The sequence below is a fragment of the Enterococcus bulliens genome (assembly GCF_053761865.1).
Window position 1 is genome coordinate 1 of record NZ_JBSMXK010000005.1, and the last position, 17,598, is coordinate 17,598.

Genomic DNA, 17,598 nt, shown 5'->3' on the forward strand with positions numbered 1-17,598 from the left:
GTTCAGTGTAAAATGTACTTGGGTCATGTAACGTCCTCCTGGGTATGTTTTTGTGGTTAAAAACATTGTACCGTAAAAGGGCTGTTACATGGCCTTTTATCTTTTACACAATTATATGGACGTAATCAATTTTTGGAAGGAAATAGCAGAAGTTGAAAAGAAGACATTCAATAATGTTATGAATATAAAATGCTGATTAAAAAATAGAGGTGAATTCAAATGGGTGATAAACAAAAACTGTATGATAGAAATAGAAAAAATAGTGAAGCATTAAATTTTCGAGTAGATAAGCGAACGTATAAAGAAATAACTTTGATTTCTGAACAAAAGGGTATCTCGCGTGCTGAAGTATGCAGAGAACGGTTAAAGGGGCTACAGTACGAACCCCCATTATTGTCTGACTTAGATACAAAAGGGCTAATTAAAGCCTTAAATCATCTAGGAAACAACTTAAACCAAGCTACTAAAAGTTTGAATACTATTACGATTCATTTCCATAAGAAAGATTTATCAAATAATTTTTCTACTGATCTTTTTAGCAATAAAAAGTACCAATTATTCGAGAATGAACAGGCTAATAAGATTGCTCAAGTTTTTATGATTGTTGATCCCGACAAAGTATTTACAGAAGATAACCTCAATAAGATTCGTAGTAGTCAATTAAGTGATGAAGAAAAGAAATATATGCAATACTGGATTAAGAAAAATGAACGACCTCAAACTAAAGTTGAATACGCTACTTATATTCATAATAGACTCAGTAATGCACTAGCAAGCATCCAAATGATGGAAGAACAGAGTGAAAAACTATGGGAGCTAGTGTAACATCACTAGGAAGAAAGAAAAATCTGTCTTCCCTTCTTCAATATGCAGCTAATCCATCAAAAAAAGAAAAATGTGTGGCGGTTACAGGAATAAATTGCAGTGATGAACTAGAAAAAGCGTATTTAATGATGAACAGAACGAGAACTAAAATGAATCACTCAAAGGACGTGACACAGGCTTATCATGTGATACATTCTTTTGATAAAGAAATATCTAAAGAACTTTCAGAAGAACAGATGCACAAAATAGCGGTGGAGTTTGCTCAAAAATCATTTCCTCATTGTCAAATTATTGTCGCAAGTCACAACGATAAAGAACACTTTCATAGTCATTTAGTGATTAATAATATCGATACGGAAACGAGTAAACGAATTAGAATTGATCCAAAAGATTTAGAAAACATGAGAGAAATAAATGATACTCTTTTAAAGAGTCATGGATTAGAACCGATAGACAATGAATATTATGATGCTCTTTTTAGACGTAATAATATTTATTCTAGTGATCCATCCAAATTGAAAAAAGGACAAGTGAACTATCAACAAGTTATTCAAGATGCTATTGATGATGTGCTGAGAGATAAAACGATTACCTCTTTTGAAAAATTTTCAGATACTTTAGCGAAAAATCATGACATAGAAGTTTACAAATTTTCTAAAAACAGCAACAAGTTAGGTTATGTTTTGTATAAAAAAGAAACAAACTTTTATGAGAATAGAGAAAAATTTATTTTTCTAGGTAAAGACAAAGCGTCACGAAAAATACGTGAACCATATGTTGAAAAAACATTTAGTGCTAAAAAATTAGGTAAGAGTTATGAGTTAGAGTCGATAGAAAAAAATCTTGATTATAATCTAATGGATTATAAAATTAGTAATCTTGATAGCTTTAGTAAAGAAGAACAGTTTATTATTTTGAATCAAAGAATTAATAAAACAGGGGAACTAGAAGAACTCTTTGTAGAATTAGATGAAATCGCACAACGTCAATTTAATCGAAAAGGTGCGCATTATTTTATGAAGTATGACGATTTTTTAAAGTCAGTTGATCAACATTTTGCCACGTCACTTGGTCCACCTGATGATGAAGAGTACGAAATAAAAGTTCATTTGAAAGTGAACAAGCAGACTTCAAAAAGTATCGAACATAAAAAAATTGCAGTCAAAAAGACAGAAGAAAAACAGTACACGTCCCTATATTTTGGTGCAGGGAGTTATACTCATACGCCAAATGCACGAGCCTTGCATCATCAAATTAGTAAAGCCATTAACGATGATGTGAAGATGTATCGTGCTAAAAAAGACTATGAATTTATGCAACATAAGATCGAAATGGAGCAACAAAGAAGACAAGGATTTGAAATGGATTTTTAAAGTATCTTGCCAGAGATTAAATTAGAAAGTTTAATATGGTGAAATTATTTTTTAAGACATACGCGAGCTACCCACTATCTTTCCAGATTGAGAGCCATGCTGTTGCAGGCTACTCTATCTGGAAAGACAGTGGTGGCTCTCAATTCCTGAGGGAGCAACCTCCCTACAGACTCCCTGAATAAAATGAAGAGGTGAATAATATGAAAAAATCAAAAAATACCGAAACAAAAAAGATAAAACGAGAATTAAAAACAAAAAAAGAAGCAAAAATTTATGAGGATATTGAGCAACGCGTTGCATGGCTATATGAAAATAAATTTGCAAAGATTGATTCAGAAGTTGTATTTGAAATTAATTTTTACGAGGATGTTTATCAAGAAGATATTGACGAATTAATGTTGTTTCATGCAAAAAAAGTTTTTATGGTAGAAAAAGATGATGAGTATTATTGTGGAATAAGAGCTAATCATTTTGTGATTGAAGTTGGTTATTCTGAAATGAGATCTGGACTAATTTATTTAGTGACAGCTAATCATAAGGGAAATAGATGTGTGACAATGATAGCAGAAGATAATGAAATCTATTTAGAAATATGTTCAATGAAATAGATAATAAAAAATGAAGCTAGTACTTGTGCTAGCTTCATTTTTGTTTGCTGATAACAATATTAAGTAGGTAATATTGGTTTCTAAAATTCTTTAATTACAAATGATGTACCATTAGAATTTTAACTGTAATTGAATTGTTATTTTTTTGAAGATTACTTTGAATAATGTGAATTCAATAATTCTAACTCTTCTAAAAAGCAAAGATTACTCAAGAATTGCTATAAATAATAATCAAATATTTACCATAAAATGTTATTATAAAAGCACTAGACATGCATTATGTAGGAGGAATTATGGAAACAAAAATAAATCAAGCCATTAAATCAGTATTGCTGATGTTTGGTGACAAATATTTTATTGGTGAGATCATCAATAAGCAAAAAGTGATTCAGGACTTAGATAATTATGATAAAGAATTAATGACAAAAATGTTGTCAAATGACGTTGTGAAAAGTAATTTTACAATGGCTATTAGTGATGCCATTATTTTTAATGTGAATAAATTAGTAGAATTATTTGAAACGAATGACTATTGGCAAGATTCTTATACAAAATATTCAAAAAAAATCGGGTTAACAGCTAATGGGAAATTTATTGATGAAGCAACAGAAATCGTGTTAGATTTTCCCTATAAAGATACGATATTAAAAGCTGGTATGACTAAAGAAGACTTAGCGAAAGATGATTTGAGACCAGATGAGCCATTTCTTAATGAAGTGATTGCTAAAGAAGAAATCGATGTTCTGCTAGATAAAAAATTATTAGTTAACGCCAAAAAATATGATGTAGAAGGTGAGCATGATATTTCTGGAATAACAGAAGAGGATAATTTAATTTTAAAAGGTAATAATCTGTTGGCTCTTCATAGTTTAAAAGAACTCTATACAGGAAAAGTAAAACTAATATATATTGATGTACCATATTTTTTTAAAAAGAAAATAGCAGAAGATAGTTTTGTATATAATTCAAATTTCAAAATGTCAACTTGGTTGGTATTTTTAAAAAATAGGATAGAGATTGCAAAATCACTTTTAAAAGAGAATGGTACATTATGGATAAATATCAGTGAAGATGGTATGCATTATTTAAAAGTGCTGACAGACTCAATATTTGGTAATAAACAATTTGTAGGTACAATTCCAAGAAAAACTAGGGACGGAAAATCAGATGTTCCGTTTAATTTTTCCCAAGACTTTGATTGGATATTAGTATATTCAAATTCTAGTGAAAAACAAGATGTTGTAGGAAGAAATATAGAAAGAAAATATATAAAAACTGATGATTTCCCAAATAGGCCTTGGAGAGTAGCCGATTTAACTAGTCAAAGAACTATTGTTGAAAGACCTAATTCAAATTACACTATGATAAATCCTAAAACTTTAAAAAAGTACCCAGTGAATCCAAAACGTTCATGGGCGATTCCAAAAGAAAATTTTAAATTATATTATGAAAAAGGATCTATCGGTTTCCCTGATGATTATACATTTATGAAGGGAGAAAAACCCTTTAGAAGAGTATTTAAAGACGAAGATGATAATAAAAGCAAACCAGCTTATGTAAGCAGTGATTTTATGTTGAGAGAGTTTATTATAAATCTAATTACTAAAACCAAAAATAAAACAGGAAATGATGAAATTGATTTGTTATTTGGAAGGGATGAATTTAGCTATGCTAAGCCAGAAAAACTAATCAAATCAATTATTGAAATTTCAACTAAAGAAAATGATATTGTATTAGATTTCTTCATGGGTTCTGCAACCACGCAAGCCGTATCAATGAAAATGAATCGTCGTTTTATTGGGATTGAACAAATGGATTACATTAATACTGTTTCAGTCCCTCGACTTCAAAAAGTCATTGAAGGAGAACAAGGTGGGATTTCTAAAGAAGTTGATTGGCAAGGTGGTGGTTCATTCATCTATGCTGAATTAATGGAAAAGAACACAGGTTTCTTAATAGAAATTATCGAAGCAGATACTATGCAAGAACTACAAGCTATTTTTGAACGAATGAGTCAATCACCTGATATTGATTTTAGAGTAGATTTAGAAGAGGTTCAAGTGACATTGTGGGAACATTCACTTGAAGAACAAAAGAAAACCTTGATTAAAATACTAGATAAAAATCAGTTGTATTTCAACTATTCAGAAATAGATGATACACACGTTCGAGAATTATTGTCTGACTCAGATTATGACTTTAATCAGAGCTTTTACAAAGAAGTGAATCAAGATGGCTAAGAAGACGAAAGAAACGTTTAAACCATTGTCCCTTCCTTTATATGATGAACTCGTTCAACTGGATCATAACTTACTAAATGATGAATTAGGATGGGTCACACCAACTTATTTAGCAGAAAATATGGTACATAGGTTTCGTGATTATCAGGAGTCTGCTTTACGTTATTTCCACTACACCATGACGAATAAAGTCTTCGAGTACCGCAGAATTAACCATGCGCTGTTTAACATGGCAACGGGCTCAGGTAAAACAGACTTGATGGCTGGGTTAATCTTGTATTTGTACCAAGAACACAATTACCAGAACTTTTTATTTATTGTTAATACGAACAGTGTCTTAAATAAAACGATTGATAACTTAACGAATAAGCAATCTAATAAGTATTTATACAAGTCTGTGATTGAAATAGATGGGGAACGTTTGTCGATTGTAAAAGTTGATGAGTTTCCGGAAAATCAAAGTAAAAACACAATTTATATCAAATTAGCCAGTGTGCAATCCGTTGCGAGTGATATTTTTACGCAAAGTGAGAACTCAATGGGAGCACAAGATTATGCTAGAAATAAAGTGGTTATTTTAGGAGACGAAGCCCATCACTATTCAGCGTCTACTAAGTCTGAAAAAGAAGCAGAACAATCATGGGAAAAAGCGATTAATACCATATTAAACGCTAATGAAGATAATAAGTTGTTAGAATTTACAGCAACAATTGATTTAGAAAACAAGAAAGTCTATGAGAAATACAAAGATAAGGTGTTATATCGTTATGGTTTAGATCGCTTTATTCAAGACAGATACTCTAAGAATGTTAAACGAATTCAGTCAAGCAATACAGATGAAGAAAACATGTTGAATGTCGTGTTATTAAGTGAGTTTAGACGTCGCTATGCCTTTGAATTATATGGTACTTATATCAAACCAGTAACTATGTTTAAATCGCAAAAAATTGATGCTTCAAATGAAGCAAATGTCTTGTTTAATCAACTGATTAACAAGTTAACACCAGACTATATTTTAGCGTTTCTTGAAAGACAAGAGAAAGTCATGTCTGAAGATAAAAGTGAGACGTTAGGTTTTGCCTACAATTACTTCATTAAAAATAAGGAAGACTTACCTCAAATTGTCAAAGAAATGAAGCGTGAGTTCTCACCAAGTCGTATTATTAACGCTAACGATAGTGATCGTGGGGCAGGAATGCTTGAAAAAGGACAATATGAAGCGTTAAATAGTTTAGAAAGTCCCAATAACTTGTATCGTGTCGTGTTTGCAGTAGCAAAGTTAACAGAAGGTTGGGATGTATTAAATCTGTATGATATTGTTAGAATCAGTAATTATAAAGATACAAAAGGGGATAAGAAAACGACCATGGCTGAAGCCCAGTTAATTGGACGTGGTGCAAGGTATAATCCTTTTGAATTAGATGGCGAAAAATCTTATCAAAGACGATTTGAAGATGACAGTAATCCTAGCTTGATTTTAGAAACGTTACATTATCATACGATCAACGAACCACAATATTTGAAAAATTTAGTGGCTGCGTTAGATGAAATGAACTTACCAACGGGAGAAGATAAGAAAAACCCACTATTAGATGTCAAAGTTAAACCAAAATTCAAGAAAACTGATGTCTGGAAATACGGAAAATTGTATTATAATCAATCTATTGAGTTGTCAGATGATTACTATGACAGTTTAATTAAATATTCGCTAAATAATCAAGAAGATATTGTCATTAACTGGTTATCTTCAGCAAAAGAAGTAAGCTACAAAGCAAATATGGTGTATGAAGATTATACAGACATGCACCAAATACCCGTTGAAATTGATAGACGATTCATAGAAAAAGCCATGAATCGTTTAACATTTTTCCATTTTGATAACCTAAAGAAATATATGCCATTATTAAATTCAAGAGAAGAGTTTTTAGGGGGGAAATGGTTAAATATTACCAATCGTACAATATACGCAAACGTTCCAATGAGAATAACACAGTATGATTTAACAGCACAAGAAAAGTTGAGAATTGTTGAGTTATATTTAGCAGAAGTGGCTCAAAAAATTAAGAAGAACTTTAACTCTCATAGAGGGTCGAATAAATTTATTGGTTATCCAGTGAAAGACTATGTGACGGATTATAAGAAACGTATTCCTAACTATGATACGTCAAAATTATTTATGGATAAAAATCCTCAAACAGTGCAACGTTTTGTGATTGATGATGATTATTTCATATACGAATCAGCGATTGTTAACTTAACAGAAAAACAATTAATTGATCGCATTGGGGAAAGAGTACAAGAATTGAAAGAACACTATTCAGAAGTTTACTTGATTCGTATGGATGAAAATATGCACCGAGAATCAGCTAAAAGTAACAATATGAAGCTTCATGAATTCAATCCTAACGCTAAAGATGTTCATTTTGAAGGATTCCAACCAGACTTCATACTATATCTCCAAAATGCCGACTTTTTCTTACAAGTCTTTATTGAACCAAAAGGCGGTAAAATCGAAGAACAACAATGGAAAGAAGACTTGTTGATGTATATCAATGAACATGAAGCAGAATTAGCCTTTGAAGATGAAATAGACGACGTTAAAATCAAAGGACTTAAATTCTACACAATCAATGACGGTAGAAATACCATGAAACAACTCGCTCAAATTGCAATTGATAGCGACTTTAGGGGGTTAAGTATGTAAATATATTATAAGGAGAGTGATGCAAATGAGTGATTATCAAATATCAACTGTTAAAGTATCTGGGTTAAAAGATAATGTAACACTTCCGAATCAATGTTGATAAATTGATTGTTACAAAATTTTAATAACTGTTTATTTGTTATTAATTCTTGTTAGATTTAATTTATTAAGAAATTTAATATTAGGGGATGTACTAGGGATGATAAAAGATACTAGATATTATTTGTCAGAAAATATTAGTTCAGAAGTCATAGTTCAAATTGAGAAAATAATCAATTCTATTAAAAAAAACGAAAAAAAAATAATATTCAAATATGTTGAGTTAACTAGACATATCGGTGAGTTAGATAAATTATTTAATGTTTTTAGATGTAATTTGTCTAATTTATTAAATAGTTTTACTATCTATTCAAATGATGATATTGAAAGTCGAGGTAGCCAACTTACTGAGGAACAATATTATTACCAGATTAATGCATTGACTATTAATTTTATTAGTTCGGCAAAAACTTTTATAGAATCAATTGAAGTGTGTCTGAAAAATTCTTTATCCGTAGAAGACTACGAATTATTTAAACAAAAATTTCTAAGCAAACCATATGATGAAGAATTTTCTTATAGATTTTTGTTACACATGAGAAACTATTCTCAACATGGTCATTTACCTTTAAATATTCAAAATAAAAAAGTATATTTTGATTTGGATGAGATTATAGATATGCCTCATTTTGATTTAAATAAATTATTGAAGGAAGAAATAAAAAAAATAAAATTAGAGATATACAATGAATTTGGTGCACTTCCTCATATTTCATATGTTCATACAATTTCAAAATTTAATTTGGTAGTAACAGAAATATATGTTAACTTTTTAAATAAGATAAAATCGGTACTTTTTAAATTTAATCAAGAAAAAAATGTATTATTAAATGACAAGAAATTTTATTTAATTAACCCTGATGGAACAAAAAATGATATGATTTTTTATGATTATGATGGTGAGGTATATCATTGTTTCAACTATCAAGATAATTCAATATCTACGTATGCAGAGTTTAAAAAAGAAGCAAAGAAAGTTTTAAAAGTTGAAGAAAACTATTTTAATAAACTTAAATAAAAAATTATCAGATAATAAAGTATTCGAAAAATAGAAAAAATTGTATTATTCAAATAATTTCTCTACCTGCAAAATTGGATTCGTTTTTGGGTGCGTTTCGACTGCTATCAAGCAATATCATGCAGCAATATTATCGGTATTTACTAGCCAGTGAGTAATGATATTATAGCTTTTATTAGTTAATTATCTTTCAAATTTCCATTGGAAGGTAGTGTAGGGTAAACCTATTTTATAAGCTAGAAATCTTGATACATAAGGTTTCTAGCTTTTTTGTGCTCTAGTCTTTTGTTTTAACTTCTTTAATTTATAAAAATGACATTATTTGAAGTTAACTTCAAATAATAGCAAAATTAATATTGAATAGAAGTTAACTTCAAAGGAGTGATAAAGATGTTTCAAAGACCTACTTACCTTAAGCAACTTATCCAAATTAAAGATTCTGACTTCATAAAGGTTATTACAGGAGTACGTCGTTTTGGAAAGTCAGTTTTATTACTGCTTTTTAAGGAATAATTACCACAAGAAAATGTACCTGAGGATCACATCATTTACATGAATTTTGAAAATTTTGACTTCCAGAAAATTACAACTGAGGAGAAATTTAGTGAAAAATTGAATGAATTGATCTCAAAAGATAATGAAAAAATTTATTTGTTGTTTGATGAAATTCAAGTTGTGGAAGATTGGCAGCGAGTCGTTAATGGTATTCGAGTTAGTTTCGATAGTGACATTTCTTATTTTTTTCGCTATGATTTTTGGAGCGAGTTCAGTTGTATCTTATTTCATTGGGAAAAATAAATCTAAATAGAAAACCAATTTTTCGATTGTTTATATAGATATACTTTCAGTCAGTACTTTTCCTCTAAAAGTGCTACAATATATCCGAGGTGAATATTGTGGAAGATACAAAATTTTGTCGGGAATCGCGTGTGATTCAAACACATCGCATTTTTCCGTTTGACTTGAATCCATTTGGGTTTTTATTTGGAGGGAAATTGATGACGTTGATCGATGATGCAGCGTCGATTTCAGTGAGTCGTCATTGTCGTAGAGGTGCGGTGACAGCATCTTTAGATAATTTGAATTTTTTAAAACCGCTGCATGCCAATCATTCGGTTTGTGTGAAATCCTATGTTTCCGGAGCACACAATAAGTCGATGGAAGTCTTTGTCAAGATCATCGGTGAGGACTTGGTGACAGGAGAACGCTATCTTGCGGCAACGTGTTTTACGACCTTTGTAGCCGTGCCATCTCATATGAATGAAGAGACGGTTTTTATGGTACCAAAAGTCGTACCAGAAACCAAAGAAGAAAAATTGGTGCATGATGGCTATGAAGCACGTCGTACGGCACGACTAGCTGAGCGCGATGCGTACAAAGCCTTCGCAGCGCAACTTTCTACAGACCTTCCGTGGTCAGATGAAGGCATGAAAGACTAAAAAAATAGACGGACGACCGACTGTTTCGGTGTTCGTCTATTTTTTTGTAGCTTACAGCTTTGATAGTGTGTCAAGACGGGTTTCTTGGTATATTAAAGAGTAACTTATGTGTAGAAAAAATCGATTGGTTTTTACAAATGATAGCGGTTTCTAATAAAGGTAGGGTGGATGATGCGTAATACGGTGTTGCTTTGTGTCATAGTGGCTCTGGTAAACTTTGTCGGGATCTTATTGATCGGGACGTTTTCCATCGGCCAGTTTATTTGGATCAGTTTTTTAGCGTTACAAGTCTATTTTTTTAAAAATGTCGCCATGAATAAAGTGATTTGTCTAGAACTTTGGGCGTCTTTTGTCGTTGGGTTATTTTGGGGGCAGATCTCCAATTTGATTTGGTATTTCTTCGTAGATTCTCTTTCCTTTTTTACATTGAATCTGATCGATGGAGGTTTTTTGATTTTTTCATTATGCGCAGGAGCATTGATCTTTTTTCAAAACAAATTGCCAAAATATCTACCGGCGACCTTTACTGGACTGACAGTCACGATCTTATTATGGGGACGACCTGTTCCATTTGTTGGGCAAGGATTATTGGGAGATAGAAGTCTACTTGCTGGAATTGTGATCGTGTGTTTTATGTATGCTTATGGATTGCTTTTGGCGTATATGATGGAATTAATTTATGAGCTGGCATTGAAACGACGTCAAAATAAATTTAAATAAAAACGTCTAGTTTAATTTTCTAGACGTTTTTTTGGACGAAAGACTAAAGGTGTAGGCAAGTCTTTGGCAAATGAGATCATAAAGGATAGTAAGAATAGACTGATGATCGTACCTTCTCTTACAGCGATCGGTAATTGATACACGATAGAAAGGAGTAGAGAAAGTGCGATACACACAATATCGATACTATAGCGATAGAAAGAAAAAGTTCGTTTCGTTTTATCTGCTAGGAGCAAACAAAATTGTTCGATCGGAAACTTCAATGTTCCGATCCCTAATGCTCGTCCGGTCCCATATCCACCAATCAACGTGCCAATACTAAATAAAAGTACACGTGGGAGGTAAGCTGTGATCGTCAACGGTGCAAGGATTCCATAGACGAATAGATTGATGACTGTTCCAAAGAGCAAAACGGTGACCAACATGGTAAGATAAGAAGAAAGCGTTCTTTTTTTATCCAATAGAATGCAAAGGATGAAAAAACTCAGATTGATCATCGTCGTGATCGTCCCGACTTTGATCGAACTAAATGTGGAAAGTGTTACGTTTAATGAATTAAAACTACTGACGCCGATAAAGGCTTTGATCGTTAAGCTGATTCCAAAGGCGCTTAAAATATAGTAAAAGAGTGACCAAATAAGCTTTTTTTTCATGAGAATTCCTCCTGTTTTTCTTAGTATGCCGCACATGTTAAAATAAAAATAGGAAATATCTCATATTTTGGAGGTGGAAAAATGAAACGAACTGCTTTTTTAGTGGCAAAAGAGCAATATGGATTGATTGAAAATCCTCTATTTACGCCCGATATTTTAGCCCATAGTAGTTTACAACATTTTGAAGCAAAAGAATATATCCATCGCCAAGGAGACGAAATGACGGATCTGTTTTACGTAGTCTCCGGTTCAGCGAAGATCTTAAAAACTGAAGCCAATGGCAAACGCACCTTGATCCAATTTTTAGCTCCACATGATTTTATCGGCGAACTGGGATTTATCGAAGCTGAAGTTTCGAAAGAGGAAACAAAAGATGTCCAAGCGCGTACTAAAGTCGTCTGTTTAGCGATTCCCATGTCATATGCCAAAGCGGTCTTATTTAATGATCCGCGGTTTCTACAAAAGATCGGACAGTACATCGGACAAAAATTGATTACACGTATGGCACATTTTTCCATCAATCAAAATTTTGAATTGCGTGATCGTTTGGCAGAATTTTTGCTTGAGCATACCGTAGCGGGCTATATCGTGGAAAAACAAGCTGAGATTGCGGAATATCTTGGCGTGAGTTATCGTCATTTGGCACATACATTCAAAGAGTTTCGTGAATATGCGATTTTAGAAAAAACAGCATCAGGATATCGTGTTGATCAAAAGCGCTTAGAGGAGTATCTACTATCACGCAAAGGAGGGTATTAAATGACAGAAGAAACATTTACGGTGTATCAAAGTAGTAAAAAGCAACTTTGGTTGTCATTTTTAGGTTTAATCATGTTATTGTTGAGTACGGTTGTGTTATTTATTGGGGACAATCGCTACATGTGGATCGGACTGATCGGGATCATTTTCTTTGGATTGGCTGAATTTGTGATTATCCAGCAATTATTTATCGGTGAGAAATTATTGATTTTAACTCCAGACGGTCTATATGATCATTCAAATCCTTTTGCGATGCAAGAAGTCGTGATCTCTTGGGATAGTATCCAAAAAATTGAATTAGAAACCTTGATGGGACAAGCATTGATTAAGTTACAACTTGATGAGACGATGGTCACGACAAAGGTTCGTACACTACTACAACAAGTAAACGAAGGTCTAGGATTTGGTACGATCACAATTTCGGTTCAACATGCAAAATATCTTTCAACTCAAGAGATCTATGAAAAGTTACAAGAATATTGGGTACGTTATCGTTAAACCTTTAATCTGTTCAAGGAATTCTATACTTTGTATATAGAATTCCTATTTTTGTGATGTTATGATTCTTGTTGAAAGCGTTATCTTTTTAACGTCATGAAAAATACGGCATCAGATAAAGGAGCAAAAAGATGAACAAGTACACGAAATATGCGTTATTTGGAACCTTGATCTTAGGAGCAGTCGGAGCAGGTGTGTATTACACAAAAAGTAATACGGCAGATGAAGTGAACTATGCGATGACCGAAAAAGTTGAAGTCGATCGCCCGATGGATAATCAAACAGAATCTTCCTATTGGTTTCCAAAAGAATTACTCGAATGGGATTTTTCTAAAGATCCAAATGCGAAATATAATGTCAGTACAGTTCCTTTAGCTAAACGTGTCGACAAAAAAGAGCTTGCTAAAGTCAATGAAACGCAAGATGAGGACATGAAAGTTGTCGCCTTGTCGATCATGAATAGTAGTACGAGTGGGAATGTGCCGTATGGAAGCAATACGTTTGATGCAAACGTGTTTTCTTATTGGCAATATATCGATGAATTAGTGTACTGGGGAGGCTCTTCTGGTGAAGGAATCATCGTCCCGCCAAGTCCAGATGTTATCGATGCTGCACATAAAAACGGAGTTCCCGTATTAGGAACGATCTTTTTCCCGCAAACTGCTCACGGTGGTAAGATCGAGTGGTTGGATGAATTTTTAGTCCAAGATAAAGATGGAAACTTCCCGATGGTCGATAAATTAGTCGAAGTAGCTGATCAGTACGGATTTGATGGTTGGTTTATCAATCAAGAGACGGACAATGAAGTCGAAAGTTTCGATGATGTGGCCAATGGTGTCGCTAAAAAAGAAAGTAAACCTGCTGAAGAACAATTAACTAAAGAACATGCACAAAAGATGGAAGCATTTATCAAACAATTAAAAGCAGCTTCTAGTGATCATAAAGTGATGTGGTACGATTCGATGACAAGCGATGGCAAGATGGATTGGCAAAATGCCTTGACCGAACAAAATAAATCTTATTTAGTCGATGCGAATATGGAACCAGTCGCAGATGAGATGTTTTTAAATTTCTGGTGGAATACCGAAAAATTAGGTCCAAAAGAGTTGCTTAAATCATCTGAAACATTAGCCAAAGAAAACAATATTGATCCATACGATTTGTATGACGGCATCGATGTACAAGCAGACGGCTATATGACACCAGTCGATTGGCAATTGTTTACTGATGAAAATAATCGTCCGTACACATCGCTTGGATTATATGCACCAAACTGGACCTATTCAGAGGCAACTGGACCAGAAGATTTCCAAAGCAAAGAATCGATTTTCTGGGTCAATGGTGAAGGGGATCCGACAAAATCGACTGTTAAAAAAGATAGTACATGGCCTGGAATCTCAACGTATGCTGTAGAACAAACAGCGATCACCCAAGCACCATTTGTGACGAATTTCAATTTAGGAAATGGGTACAATTATTTTATCGATGGACAAAAAGTGTCTGAAGCACATTGGAACAACCGGGGATTGCAAGATATCATGCCGACCTATCGCTATATCATGGATCAAGGTGAAGGCAATGATCTAAAGATCTCGATCGACTATGCAGATGCGTATCAAGGTGGAAACTCACTAAAATTACGAAGGAACATCGAAGCCAAACAAACCAATACTTTGAAGTTATATCAAATGCAAGTTCCAATCGAAAAGGAAATGACACTCACCACGACGGCTAAAGCGTCAGAAGCGACCAAACTTGCGATTCAATTGACCTTTGATGATGGTCAAAAAGAAACGATTACTGGAAATCATCAAGTTGGAGAGATGTGGACGACGGTAGAATATGATTTAAGTCCGTATGTTGGCAAAACGATTCAAACACTATCTTATGACATCACATCTGAAAAAAGTAGCGATACGTACGAATTGCGTCTTGGTCAATTAGCACTATTGCCAAAAAATGAAAAAAATCTGACTAAGGTTGCAGATGCAGCGATCGAAGAAGCGATCTTTGATGAAGAAGAAAGTAATTACGCAGGAGTGCGTATGACATGGGATGCACAAAATGCAGAACGTATCCGTAAATATGAAATCTATCGTATCAATGAAGATGATTCAAGAACGTTCTTACAAGCCACGCCAGCAACGAATGCTTATCTTAATGGATTGAAGCGTCATGACGAGACCAATAAAACGAATTTTGAGATCGTTGCTGTCGACTATTTTGGGCAACGAAGTGCAGCATCAAAACCTGTCACATTAGATTGGCCAGATACACGTGAGCCAAAAGCAGCTTTTAGTGCAGATAAAACATTGATCGCACCTGGCGAGAGCGTGACATTTGAAAATCGTTCTTCTTCCAATACAGATAGTATCAAGTGGACATTTGAAGGCGGTTCTGTCAAAGAGAGTACTGAAAAAAATCCTACAGTGACCTATGACAAAGCCGGTGAATATAAAGTAATGTTGACGGCTAAAAATAAAACGGGCGAAGCAACGGAGACACAAGAACACTATATTGTCGTAACCGACAAAGCTAAAAATGGTGTGGGACTCGTTTCGCAAAATGTGAAGACAGAAGCTTCATCTTTTGTAAATGATGGTGAATCACCGGAATTTGCTGTTGATGGCAAAGACGATACGAAATGGTGTGCCACTGGAGCAGCACCACATGATATTACACTAGACCTTGGCAAAGACGTGCTTGTATCACAAGTCGTTTTAAAAAATGCTGAAGCCGGTGGTGAAGGCGCAGATATGAATACTAAAGCGTTTACGATCGAAACAAGTACTGATGGCAAAACTTTTACACCTGTTTCGCGGACGATCAGTAATGAAGCGGCAGTTACCACGAGTAACTTTGCTCCACAAACTGCACGTTACGTTCGGATCGTGATCGACAAACCGACACAAGGATCAGATTCAGCAGCTCGAATCTATGGTATTGAAGTTTACGGATTATAAAATAAAAAAAACCACTAGTTTCGCTAGTGGTTTTTTTTGTACTGTGTGTAATAGTTGTCTAAAACATCAAGGATACGTTTGCCGACTTTAGCATACGTTTCAGTAGCTAAGTTGGCTTGCGAGATTCGAACCTCACCAGCTTTAGTTCCAAAACCGACACCATCCATCAAAATGACACCTTCTGTCTGGGCAAGTCGTAATAGAAAATCGATCGGTTCAAATGCTTCTTGTAGGTAGTTCGCAAATGGTGCACCGTACTGTCTTTTGGCCAATCGATAGACATCGATCAGCGTGTAATATTTCGTATTGAGTGGATCTTCGTCTTCTGCTAATTGTAAAGCGTGCATTAAATTATGATAGCGTGTAGCGATCAATTGACGTGCATCCGTGACATAAGCGTCGTCTTTTGCATGAAGTAGATGGGTCAAACTAAATAATACTTCCATGATCTGTTGCGGAGTGGAAAGTCCTGAAGTGTGATACAGCCCAACGGATCGTGAATCTGCACCGATACGATCTAAAAAAGCAAACGATTCTGGTGTGGTCGTCACGATCTCATAACGTTTATGAAGAGATTGTTTTTGTTCAGGAGATAGATTTTGAAGTAATTGATCAAAAACATTTTGTTTATGGGCAGCAATGACACCTAAGCGCCAACCTGTGGCTCCAAATAGTTTTGAATAAGAATAGACCAATAGTGTGTTGTGCGGTGCAATCGCGTAGACCGATTGAAACTCTTCTACAAATGGACCATACACATCATCAGTTAAGATCATCAAATCAGGTCGTTGTGTCAAAATTTGTCGTAATTTTTCTAATGCGGCCTTTGAAAAAGCTTTAGCACCAGGATTAGATGGATTGACAAGGAAAAATGCTTTGATAGCCGGATCTAATAACTTGTCCAGTTCGCTAGGATCAAATTGCCATTGTTCACTTTCCTTGGCATCGATATCGATCTCGACCAATTCATATTCTTCTAATTTTGGAATCTGCAAGTAAGGTGTAAAGATTGGGGTATTCATCGCGATCTTATCGCCTTTTTGCAATAAAAAATTTTCTTTGAGTGTTTGGAAGATATAGACGATCGCAGCAGTCCCACCTTCTGTTGGAAAGACGAGTGTATCTTTTATCAGTGCAGGATCTTTCAGTAACACTTGATCTAAATAGGTGGCGATGATTTGACCACTGATCGGTAGTACGCGACTAGGGACAGGGTAGTTGTCTCCTAAAACTGCTTGGACCCATTCTTGTAAAATGGCTTCTTTTGATACACTGAATGTTTTTTCGGTATAGAGTAGAGCTTGAAGTAAAAATTGATCGGTTTTAGAAGAGATTAAAAAACGTAAAAAGGCATCTGTCATACTTGTTGTAGGAACCATTACTAGATCTGGATCGTCTGACTGTTCATACGTCAAGCCAAATTCGACTAAACGATTAAAAGCAAGTCGTGCACGAGCATTGACCCAATTTGGATTGCCTCGTCCAGCATTAAAAAAGGGTTGTTTCGTTTTTTCTTTTGCAAGTGTGATTAAGCGATCACTAATTTCAAAAGCACCTAGTGATTCGAGTTGCTTTTCTTCATGAGTATCCATCAAAATTCCTCCTTTTTCTTCAGTCTAGAGGTTTCGTTTTCGTTTATCAACTAATAAACTTGTCACTTTGAGCGAAACGTCAAAAAGAAAGATTCAGTAAAATCAGG

The 17,598-nt window shown here is 34.1% G+C and carries 13 protein-coding genes and 1 pseudogene; 12 read left to right on the forward strand and 2 right to left on the reverse strand.

Annotated elements, in window-relative coordinates; genetic code table 11:
* Positions 1-219 precede the first annotated feature (219 nt).
* The 9 genes and pseudogenes from ACWOEC_RS03755 (at position 220) to ACWOEC_RS03795 (ending at position 11,026) form a co-directional block, all read left to right on the forward strand.
* Positions 220-825 carry a plasmid mobilization protein gene (locus ACWOEC_RS03755; protein ID WP_455306028.1) on the forward strand — a complete coding sequence of 202 codons (606 nt, stop codon included), beginning with the start codon at positions 220-222 and terminating at the stop codon, positions 823-825.
* Complete coding sequence (locus ACWOEC_RS03760; RefSeq protein ID WP_455306030.1) at positions 810-2,198, forward strand: relaxase/mobilization nuclease domain-containing protein; 1,389 nt, start codon at positions 810-812, stop codon at positions 2,196-2,198. Before ACWOEC_RS03755 ends, ACWOEC_RS03760 begins: the two co-directional genes overlap by 16 nt.
* 200 nt (positions 2,199-2,398) lie before the next feature.
* Positions 2,399-2,806 carry a hypothetical protein gene (locus ACWOEC_RS03765; RefSeq protein ID WP_455306032.1) on the forward strand — a complete coding sequence of 136 codons (408 nt, stop codon included), beginning with the start codon at positions 2,399-2,401 and terminating at the stop codon, positions 2,804-2,806.
* A gap of 293 nt (positions 2,807-3,099) precedes the next feature.
* A complete protein-coding gene (locus ACWOEC_RS03770; protein ID WP_455306034.1) occupies positions 3,100-5,046 on the forward strand; it encodes a DNA methyltransferase in 1,947 nt (648 codons plus the stop codon).
* Positions 5,039-7,750: a DEAD/DEAH box helicase family protein gene (locus ACWOEC_RS03775; protein ID WP_455306036.1), complete on the forward strand. Its 2,712-nt coding sequence runs from the start codon at positions 5,039-5,041 to the stop codon at positions 7,748-7,750. Before ACWOEC_RS03770 ends, ACWOEC_RS03775 begins: the two co-directional genes overlap by 8 nt.
* Positions 7,751-7,949: 199 nt before the next feature.
* Entirely contained in the window at positions 7,950-8,867 is a 918-nt protein-coding gene (locus ACWOEC_RS03780; protein WP_455306038.1) for a hypothetical protein, read from the forward strand.
* 537 nt (positions 8,868-9,404) lie between these two features.
* Positions 9,405-9,665 (forward strand): annotated as a pseudogene (locus ACWOEC_RS03785) (AAA family ATPase); the annotation flags it as partial.
* A 98-nt stretch (positions 9,666-9,763) separates the two neighbouring features.
* Positions 9,764-10,306, forward strand: a complete 543-nt coding sequence (locus ACWOEC_RS03790; protein WP_455306039.1) for an acyl-CoA thioesterase — start codon at positions 9,764-9,766, stop codon at positions 10,304-10,306.
* A 168-nt stretch (positions 10,307-10,474) separates the two neighbouring features.
* Positions 10,475-11,026 (forward strand): hypothetical protein, encoded by a 552-nt coding sequence (locus ACWOEC_RS03795; RefSeq protein WP_455306041.1) that lies wholly within the window; start codon positions 10,475-10,477, stop codon positions 11,024-11,026.
* An 11-nt stretch (positions 11,027-11,037) separates the two neighbouring features.
* Here the strand turns inward: ACWOEC_RS03795 and ACWOEC_RS03800 are convergent, their stop codons facing one another.
* Positions 11,038-11,679: a YczE/YyaS/YitT family protein gene (locus ACWOEC_RS03800; protein ID WP_455306043.1), complete on the reverse strand. Its 642-nt coding sequence runs from the start codon at positions 11,677-11,679 to the stop codon at positions 11,038-11,040.
* 81 nt (positions 11,680-11,760) lie between these two features.
* Here ACWOEC_RS03800 and yeiL point away from each other — a divergent pair, with 81 nt between their 5' ends.
* The 3 genes from yeiL (at position 11,761) to ACWOEC_RS03815 (ending at position 15,899) form a co-directional block, all read left to right on the forward strand.
* Positions 11,761-12,438 (forward strand): transcriptional regulator YeiL, encoded by a 678-nt coding sequence (yeiL, locus tag ACWOEC_RS03805; RefSeq protein ID WP_455306044.1) that lies wholly within the window; start codon positions 11,761-11,763, stop codon positions 12,436-12,438.
* Positions 12,439-12,936, forward strand: coding sequence for an STM3941 family protein (locus ACWOEC_RS03810; RefSeq protein WP_297079838.1), 498 nt, complete (start codon positions 12,439-12,441; stop codon positions 12,934-12,936). It begins immediately after the preceding gene.
* Between the two features lie 131 nt (positions 12,937-13,067).
* On the forward strand, positions 13,068-15,899 hold the full coding sequence (locus tag ACWOEC_RS03815; RefSeq protein WP_455306045.1) for an endo-beta-N-acetylglucosaminidase: 2,832 nt from the start codon (positions 13,068-13,070) through the stop codon (positions 15,897-15,899).
* A gap of 23 nt (positions 15,900-15,922) precedes the next feature.
* Here the strand turns inward: ACWOEC_RS03815 and ACWOEC_RS03820 are convergent, their stop codons facing one another.
* Positions 15,923-17,491: a bifunctional aspartate transaminase/aspartate 4-decarboxylase gene (locus tag ACWOEC_RS03820; RefSeq protein WP_455306047.1), complete on the reverse strand. Its 1,569-nt coding sequence runs from the start codon at positions 17,489-17,491 to the stop codon at positions 15,923-15,925.
* Positions 17,492-17,598 lie beyond the last annotated feature (107 nt).

What these genes read in the sequence shown, in the direction of transcription:
- ACWOEC_RS03770 (WP_455306034.1), top strand. Translation starts at nt 3,100, where the DNA reads ATGGAAACAAAAATAAATCAAGCCATTAAATCAGTATTGCTGATGTTT.
- ACWOEC_RS03795 (WP_455306041.1), top strand. Translation starts at nt 10,475, where the DNA reads ATGATGCGTAATACGGTGTTGCTTTGTGTCATAGTGGCTCTGGTAAAC.
- yeiL (WP_455306044.1), top strand. Translation starts at nt 11,761, where the DNA reads ATGAAACGAACTGCTTTTTTAGTGGCAAAAGAGCAATATGGATTGATT.
- ACWOEC_RS03765 (WP_455306032.1), top strand. Translation starts at nt 2,399, where the DNA reads ATGAAAAAATCAAAAAATACCGAAACAAAAAAGATAAAACGAGAATTA.
- ACWOEC_RS03820 (WP_455306047.1), bottom strand. Translation starts at nt 17,491, where the DNA reads ATGGATACTCATGAAGAAAAGCAACTCGAATCACTAGGTGCTTTTGAA.
- ACWOEC_RS03780 (WP_455306038.1), top strand. Translation starts at nt 7,950, where the DNA reads ATGATAAAAGATACTAGATATTATTTGTCAGAAAATATTAGTTCAGAA.
- ACWOEC_RS03775 (WP_455306036.1), top strand. Translation starts at nt 5,039, where the DNA reads ATGGCTAAGAAGACGAAAGAAACGTTTAAACCATTGTCCCTTCCTTTA.
- ACWOEC_RS03815 (WP_455306045.1), top strand. Translation starts at nt 13,068, where the DNA reads ATGAACAAGTACACGAAATATGCGTTATTTGGAACCTTGATCTTAGGA.
- ACWOEC_RS03755 (WP_455306028.1), top strand. Translation starts at nt 220, where the DNA reads ATGGGTGATAAACAAAAACTGTATGATAGAAATAGAAAAAATAGTGAA.
- ACWOEC_RS03760 (WP_455306030.1), top strand. Translation starts at nt 810, where the DNA reads ATGGGAGCTAGTGTAACATCACTAGGAAGAAAGAAAAATCTGTCTTCC.
- ACWOEC_RS03800 (WP_455306043.1), bottom strand. Translation starts at nt 11,679, where the DNA reads ATGAAAAAAAAGCTTATTTGGTCACTCTTTTACTATATTTTAAGCGCC.
- ACWOEC_RS03810 (WP_297079838.1), top strand. Translation starts at nt 12,439, where the DNA reads ATGACAGAAGAAACATTTACGGTGTATCAAAGTAGTAAAAAGCAACTT.